Annotated in this window: 2 pseudogenes; both read right to left on the reverse strand. The window is 60.9% G+C overall.

Annotated elements, in window-relative coordinates:
* Nucleotides 1-801: pseudogene (locus WBB85_RS00560) on the reverse strand (ISNCY family transposase); the annotation flags it as partial.
* A 448-nt stretch (nucleotides 802-1,249) separates the two neighbouring features.
* A pseudogene (locus tag WBB85_RS00565) lies at nucleotides 1,250-2,151 on the reverse strand (DNA gyrase subunit B); the annotation flags it as partial.

Here is a 2,151-nt window from a genome sequence, read left to right on the forward strand (position 1 = left end):
GGCGAGTTGGGAGTTCCAGCCGTCGTTCCTGCGGCCGTTGGGGATGTAACGCGTGCGCTGTTTTCCGGCGCGTTTCTTTGGGACGGGCGTCTGGTCCTGGAGCTCCTTGATGTATTCCAGAACGGCCCCGAGACGCTTGTTCTCGGTGATCGCGGCATGGGTGACGCGCTGCTCCTTGTCGAAGGCGGAGTAGGGGAGTGCGAGCCCCTTCCAGCGGATGTCCAGCCGCCCGTCGGGAAACTCGTACGTGTCGACATATTTGCCGGGCAGGCCGCGTGTGATGTCGTTCTCCTCAAGGATGATCCGCTGGCGTTCATACGAAAACGCGAGCTGCTGTCTGACGCGCCGCTCGTCGCGCAGGCAGAGGATGTTGCGCAGGCGGTCCGGCTCTACATTGAGGGGGCGATGGAGATTGTCGGGGCGGCGCGGGGCCTTGGCGAACTTCGCGTTGTGGCGCTCCAAAAAGCCCGGCAGATACGCATTGGCGGTGTCGATATCCGATATGCCGACCAGCCGCAGCTCCTTGACCAGACGGTCCTGCAACGTGCGGTTCGCACGCTCGACGCGGCCCTTCGCCTGAGAAGAATTGGCGCAGAGGATCTCGATGTTGAGCTCGTTCAACGCCCGACCGAACTGGGTTGTGCCGTGGCCCGTGCGCGCCGCCTGGTTCGCAACGCGGAACACCGTGTGCTTGTCGCTGTAGAAGGCGACCGGACGGCCGTGCGCGGCCAGATAGAGTTCCAGCGCCTCGAAATAGGAAAACGTGCTTTCGCAGGGCACGAAGCGCAGTTGCATGAGGCGGCTGTCCTCGGCACGGCTGGTGCCCGCGTAACATCGTCACACAACCTAGACGAGCTAGTGCGCGCCGATTTCACGGAGCACGAAGGCGATTGACGTGGACAACTGCGAACTGAGCCCTTTGGTTTGCATGCCTTGAGACAACGTGAAGGTCTTGTCTGTCACACTACCATGCAGCAAGGGGTGGAATTGCGAATATGCGGTGGAGGCCGGAGCCTACTTACGACCAGCAGACAAAAGTTTCCTCGCACTTGTTGCTCCGGGCCAAGTTTTGAAGGCCATGTTGGTCAAATTTCCGGAAAAACCTTTGTAACGAGTCAGCTTCCGAAACTTCAACCGTTTACGTTCTCGATAATGCCGGAACTTCCGACCATTTTTGCAATTCTACGGGCTCTACGGGCGTGCAATACTACGCGCAGCAAGTGCAGCGCTATGCGCATCCCTACAGGCATCAGAAGTCCAGATTCTCCACACTTAGCGCGTTCTGTTGGATGAATTCCCGGCGCGGTTCGACCACGTCGCCCATCAGTTTGGTAAAGATGTCGTCGGCCTCGGCCAGATCGTCGATCTTTACCTGATTGAGTACCCGCGCAGATGGATCGAGCGTGGTTTCCCAAAGCTGATCCGGGTTCATCTCGCCGAGCCCCTTGTAGCGTTGCAGGCTCAGGCCTTTCTCGCCCTCGGTCAGGATCGCCGACAGCAGTTCGGTTGGTCCGTGGATTAGCTGCTCGCGGTCCTTGCGGACAAGCCGGGCGATGCCGCCATAGACCTCTTGCAACGCCTCGGTATGGGTCGCCAGCCGCCGTGCCTCGCCCGAGCGCAGGATCTGGCCGTCGAGAGTGCGAACCTCTTCCACGCCCCTCAACGAGCGGGCAAAGCGCAACCCGTGATCCTGCGTCGGTCGGCCCTGCCAGCCGCGTTCATATTCCACCGCGACCTCATCCAATCGCCGTGCGACCTCATTGGCCACGCCCTGCGCATCGGCATCGACGCGGCCCGCGACCAGCGCGCCCGCAATCGTGGCCTGTTCAAGAATATGCATCGGGTAATGCGTCGGGAACGCCATGAGGCTTTTTCGCACGACCCGCGCCTCTTCGACCACGCGGTTGAGGTCAGCGCCCACGATCTCTTCGCCCGAACCAAGGCGCAGGATGGCGCCGTCGACGCCCTGCTGGATCAGGTAATCCTCAAGCGCCGGCTGGTCTTTCAGATAGACTTCCGATTTGCCGCGCGCGACCTTGTAGAGAGGCGGTTCAGCGATGAAGAGGTGGCCCTGTTCGATCAACTCCGGCATCTGCCGGAAGAAGAAGGTCAGAAGCAGCGTGCGGATATGGGCACCGTCCACATCCGCAT

Source organism: Albidovulum sp., from assembly GCF_049646345.1.
GTDB lineage: Bacteria > Pseudomonadota > Alphaproteobacteria > Rhodobacterales > Rhodobacteraceae > Albidovulum.